Origin of the sequence: Streptomyces albidus (ex Kaewkla and Franco 2022) (assembly GCF_013870515.1) — a bacterium.
GTDB lineage: Bacteria > Actinomycetota > Actinomycetes > Streptomycetales > Streptomycetaceae > Streptomyces > Streptomyces albidus.
Window position 1 is genome coordinate 1 of sequence record NZ_JACBXA010000356.1, and the last position, 4,450, is coordinate 4,450.

The 4,450-nt window shown below is 71.7% G+C and carries 6 protein-coding genes and 1 pseudogene; 3 read left to right on the forward strand and 4 right to left on the reverse strand.

Annotation, left to right across the window (positions count from 1 at the left end):
* Positions 1-632: pseudogene (locus H5J26_RS28665) on the forward strand (hypothetical protein); the annotation flags it as partial.
* A gap of 33 nt (positions 633-665) precedes the next feature.
* Here the strand turns inward: H5J26_RS28665 and H5J26_RS28670 are convergent.
* Genes H5J26_RS28670 through H5J26_RS28685 form a run of 4 tightly spaced genes read right to left on the reverse strand, consistent with a single transcriptional unit; the run spans position 666 to position 3,639 of the window.
* Positions 666-1,814, reverse strand: a complete 1,149-nt coding sequence (locus H5J26_RS28670; RefSeq protein WP_181768882.1) for a cystathionine gamma-lyase — start codon at positions 1,812-1,814, stop codon at positions 666-668.
* Positions 1,815-1,831: 17 nt separating this feature from the next.
* Entirely contained in the window at positions 1,832-2,731 is a 900-nt protein-coding gene (locus H5J26_RS28675; RefSeq protein ID WP_181768883.1) for a fructosamine kinase family protein, read from the reverse strand.
* The gene (locus H5J26_RS28680; protein WP_181768884.1) at positions 2,731-3,255 is read right to left on the reverse strand and encodes a low molecular weight protein-tyrosine-phosphatase; all 525 of its coding nucleotides are present in this window, start codon (positions 3,253-3,255) and stop codon (positions 2,731-2,733) included. The genes H5J26_RS28675 and H5J26_RS28680 overlap by 1 nt, the downstream gene beginning before the upstream one ends.
* Positions 3,256-3,261: 6 nt before the next feature.
* Positions 3,262-3,639, reverse strand: a complete 378-nt coding sequence (locus H5J26_RS28685) for a phage holin family protein (RefSeq protein WP_181768885.1) — start codon at positions 3,637-3,639, stop codon at positions 3,262-3,264.
* A 96-nt stretch (positions 3,640-3,735) separates the two neighbouring features.
* Between H5J26_RS28685 and H5J26_RS28690 the strand changes: the two genes are divergently transcribed.
* Both H5J26_RS28690 and H5J26_RS28695 read left to right on the forward strand, forming a co-directional pair.
* Positions 3,736-4,053: a cupin domain-containing protein gene (locus H5J26_RS28690; RefSeq protein ID WP_181768887.1), complete on the forward strand. Its 318-nt coding sequence runs from the start codon at positions 3,736-3,738 to the stop codon at positions 4,051-4,053.
* A gap of 180 nt (positions 4,054-4,233) precedes the next feature.
* Positions 4,234-4,450, forward strand: a 217-nt coding sequence (locus H5J26_RS28695; RefSeq protein ID WP_181768886.1) for a DUF5326 family protein, incomplete at its 3' end; no start/stop codon positions are given.

Consider the following 4,450-nt stretch of genomic DNA (forward strand, 5'->3'; position numbering starts at 1 on the left):
TGGGGGAGGGCATCACCGAGACGGCCGGAGTGGGCCTGCTCGCGATGGTCTCCGTCCTCGTCCCGCTGCTCGCCGGCACCGCCGCCGTCATCTTCCTGCTGCTCGGTTACGCGCTGCACGTGGTGACGCCCGAGCCCGCGATAGCCGCGCCCATGCGCGGAGTCGGCTGGGTCTTCGCGGTGCTCGCCGCCGCCGGGATCGTCGTCGGCATGGCGGAGCTGTGGCTGACCGCGATGCGCAACGGCGCCGGCGCGCGACGGCAGGCGGCCGGGGAAGGGCCTCTCGTGGATGTGACGGGCGGCGCGAGCGGCCTCGCCGAGGAGGTCGCCAAGGCGCAGGCCGTCTGGCGCGAAGCGCTGCTGGAGCGCGGGATCCATCCGTATCTGGCCAGCGCGCTGGCCGACGGTCCGGCCACGCGCGCACCCTCCAGCTACGCCCCCGCACCGCAGGAGAACTCCCAGGAGCCGGCGCACGCCGAGGAGCGCCACCACCCGCGGCTCGGCTACTCCGGCCCGGACTTCTCCAGCCGCACGCCCTCGGACGGCCAGGGGGAGCGGAGCGTCCGTCCGCGCTACTCCAGTCCGGACTACTCCAGCCCCGACTACGGCGGTCCCGAGCACCCGCCCGAATAGGCGGGCCCGGGAGGCTCTCACCGCACGGTGTTGCTACTCCCCCGCGGTGCCGCTCGCGCCCGCGACGTCCAGTGCGTGCCGTACGTCGGCGACGAGGTCGTCCGCGTCCTCCACGCCGACCGACATCCGCACGAACCCCTCCGGCACGGCGTCCCCGCCCCATCGGCCGCGCCGCTCCGCCGTGGAGCGGACACCGCCGAAGCTGGTGGCGTCGTCGACCAGGCGCAGAGCCTCCAGGAAGCGCTCCGCGAACTCCTTGCCGGGCAGCGTGAAGGAGACGACGCAGCCGAACCGGCGCATCTGCCTCGCCGCCACCTCGTGCGAGGGGTCGCCGGGCAGCCCCGGGTGACGTACGTCCGTCGCCTCCGGCCTGGCCAGCAGCGCCTCGGCGACGGCGAGCGCACCGACCGCCTGGCGCTGCGTCCGCACGTCGAGAGTGGCCAGCGAACGATGCGCGAGCCACGCCTCCATCGGCCCCGGAATGGCACCGACGTACTTGCGCCACTGCCGCACCGAGTCGGCCAACTCGGGGTCGCGGCAGCTGACATGGCCGAGCAGGACGTCGCCGTGCCCGGTGAGCGCCTTCGTGCCGCTGGCGACGGCGAAGTCCGCGCCGAGTTCGAGGGGCCGCTGCCCGAGCGGGGTGGCGAGGGTGTTGTCGACGGCGACCAGCGCCCCGCGTTCGTGCGCCGCGTCGGCCAGGCGCCGGATGTCGCACACGTCCAGACCGGGGTTGGACGGCGACTCGATCCACAGCAGCGACGCACCGTCGAGCTGCGCGAGTTGGGCGTCGCCCGCGGTCGGAGCCGTGCGGACCTCGACGCCGAACCCTTCGAGGCGTTCACGCATGCCGACGAGGAGGTTGTATCCGTCGTCGGGCAGCACGACCACGTCGCCGGGACGCGAACGGCACAGCAGCACGGCGGAGATGGCGCCCATGCCGGAGGCGAACGCGACTGTGTGCGCGGGCTCCTCGCCGGGGAGGTCCAGCTGGCCGATGGCTCGTTCGAGGCCGGTCCAGGTGGGGTTGGTGTCGCGCCCGTACGCGTAGGGCGCACCCGCCGGGTCGCCGGGGAGGTGGTAGTGCGCGGCGAAGACGGGCCCGGGCAGCGGCGGGGCGTACGGCTCCTCGTCGGGCAGGCCGGCCCGTACGACCCGGGTGGCGTCGCTGTCAGAGTTCATCGGTGATCGCTCTCCTGTCAGGCGGCCCTGGCGAGCGCCGCGCGGGCAGCCGCCCCGCACTGTGCGCCGTACGCGGAACCGAAGAGGACGGCGTGCGCCAGTAGGTGCTGGAGCTGGTGCAGCGGGACGCGCTCCTCGCGGCCCTCGATGGGGCTCACCTCCTGGTACGCGGCGAGGATACGGGAGAGCTCCGGGCAGCCGAACAGTTCGAGAAGCGCGAGGTCGGTCTCCGGATGGCCGCCCTGTGCGGCGGGGTCGATCAGCCGGGCGCGGCCGTCGGCAGCCCAGTGCACGTTCCCCGACCACAGGTCGCCGTGGATGAGCACGGGCAGCTGAGGCGGGCCCGCGAGCTGGTCGATCCGCTCGCACACCCGCTCCACGTCGAGGGTGTCGGCCGCGCTGATGGCGCCGTTGTCGAAGGCGTCGCGGAGGAAGGGGCGCAGCCTGTACTCGGCGTGGAAGGCCGGCCAGTCCTCGGGCTCGGTGACCGGCTCGTCGGGCCCGAGCAGCCGCAGCGTGCCGAGGTAGGCGGGGCGTCCGGGAGTGCCGTAGGCGAGTGTGCGGTTGTCGTGCAGGGCGGCCAGGTCACGGCCGAGGCGCTCGGCCTGCGCCGCGTCGGGGGCACCCTGCTCCACCCAGTCCAGTACGAGCACGTCGTCCTCGACGGCGAGGACCTCGGGCACAGCGACCACTCCCGTGAAGGCGAGCATGGCGAGTCCGGCCGCCTCCGCCTCGAAGAACCCGGGAGGGGGCACGGTGTCGAGGGTCTTGGCGAACACGGTGCGGTGCGAACCGTGTTCGCCCCCGCTCAGCGTGAGGCGCCAGGCGTCGGAGATGTCCCCGCCGGGCACCCGCTCGGGGTCGGTGACCGTCGCCGCGCCGGTCATCTGGGCAACACGGTCGGCGAGCGCGGACATCAGGCCTCACCCCTCCCGGCCGTACGGCCGACGTCCAGCGTCGCGGTGACCTCGGCCAGCAGCCCCGGCACGGCGGCCTCGACGAGGCGCAGGCACTCCTCGAACCCGGCGATGTCGCCGTAGTACGGGTCGGGGACGTCGAACCCGAAGCCGTCGCCCTCGGAAGCCGAGGGGTCGTAGCTGCGCAGCAGCCGCACCTTCGCCGCATCGTCGGGAGTGGGCGCCATCGCGCGCAGCTCTCGCTCGTGGCCTTCGTCGAGGGCGACGACGAGATCGTGCTCCGCGAACCAATCGGGCTCGAACTGCCGTGCGGCGTGAACCAGTTGATATCCGGCTTCCCCCAGCGTCGCAGTCGTGCGCCGGTCGGCGGGGTCTCCGATGTGCCAGCCCCCGGTGCCGGCACTGCTGCTCGCGATCCTGCCCTCGAGGCCGGCGTCCGCCACATGGGAGCGGAAGACGGCCTCGGCCATCGGCGAGCGGCAGATGTTGCCCGTGCAGACGAAGCAGACGCTGTAGGTGTCCATGGCCGCTCAGTCCCGGTCTGGCAGGGCCATGTGAAGCGCCCAGGCCACGACGGTGACGATCAGCCCGCCGAGGAAGGCCGGACCGAAGCCGTCCACGTGGAAGGCGACGTCGAGCTGCTCTGAGACCCACGAGGTGAGCATCAGCATCAGCGCGTTGATCACCAGCGTGAACAGGCCGAGCGTGACGATGAGCAGCGGCAGGGAGAAGAACTTCAGCAGCGGCTTGACCACGAAGTTGACCACACCGAAGATCAGCGCGACGACGATCAGCGTCAGCGCCCGCTCTCCCGTGTCAGCACCGGTGAATTCGACGCCGGTCACCAGCCAGGCGGCCACCGCGAGGGCGGCTGCGTTCGCGAGCGTCTTGATGAGGAAATTCGTCATAGTGTGATCGTGGCAGAGCCGGACTCTCAGGTCACAGGGGGTCCCCGGCCTCGGGGATGCGGAGAGACGCAGGATGAGACAGGGGTGGACGACGCGATGAAGGAGTTCCGGCTGGAGGAACTCGAGGCTGAGCGGCTCGCGAACGACGGCGCCTACCTCCAGTTCCTGCGGGAGCGCCACATGTCCGCCGGCCTCTACGCCCTCGACAAAGGCACCACCGACCCCCAGCAGCCGCACAAGCAGGACGAGGTCTACCTCGTGGTCAGCGGCCGGGGAGCGATCACCGTCGGGAACGAGACCACGGCTGTCGCGCGCGGCAGCATCGTCTACGTGCCGGCGGGAATGCCGCACAAGTTCCATCACATCAGCGAGGACCTGCGGATGATGGTCGTCTTCTCGCCGCCCGAAGGCTGACACCGGGGTCCCGGGTCAGGGTCCGGTAAGGGACGGTTCAGGGGAGGACCGGGGACGCTGTCCCTCCCGGTGCGGGCAGGAGCGTTTTAGCATCGAGGGCAGACAGGCGGCGCCGAACGCCGCGCAGCTCGCACTCCACCGGCCCGCCACGTCGGGCCGCCCAGCCAACGGGAGAAGTTCATGGACGCCAAGGGGATCATCAAGAGCCTGCCGTGGTGGGTGAAGTGGGTCGCGATCCCGGTCATCGCGGTCGTGGTCTTCGGCGGTCTGATCGCCAGCGTCGTGGGGTTCGTGATCGGTCTTCTCTTCAAGCTGCTGATCTTCGCCGCCCTGGTCGGCGGTCTGATCTACGTCGTGCGGCAGTTCACTTCGGCTTCCTCCTCTTCCCGCCGCGACG